The 335-nt window shown below is 44.5% G+C and carries 1 pseudogene; it reads right to left on the reverse strand.

Going from position 1 to position 335, the window contains the following annotated elements:
• Positions 1-145 precede the first annotated feature (145 nt).
• Positions 146-335: pseudogene (locus AK963_RS36460) on the reverse strand (IS630 family transposase); the annotation flags it as partial.

A 335-nucleotide genomic window follows, 5' to 3' on the forward strand; every position in this document is an offset into this window, starting at 1 on the left:
TTCGCCAGAGTATGGTAAACAAAGCTTTATGAGCAAGCTCGACGAGGAGATTGCAGATCTAAAACGACTCTACCCAAATGCCACATACATCGGGGTAGCTGACGGGGCTAGAGAAAACTGGAGTTATACCAATTGAATTTTCTAACTACTGTATAACTGCCCAATCACGGGAGCACAGACTGAACAGTCGACCAGCTTCGCTGCAAAGGTTATTCCAAGCTTCACAGCAACAATCTACAATATTTTCATAACCTGAAAATGCTTTGTTTGATAAGTCATGCTCCCGCATCCACTCCCATAGCCTTTCTGAGCTGTTTAACTCCGGTGCGAATGGT

The sequence above is a fragment of the Endozoicomonas atrinae genome (assembly GCF_001647025.1).
GTDB lineage: Bacteria > Pseudomonadota > Gammaproteobacteria > Pseudomonadales > Endozoicomonadaceae > Endozoicomonas > Endozoicomonas atrinae.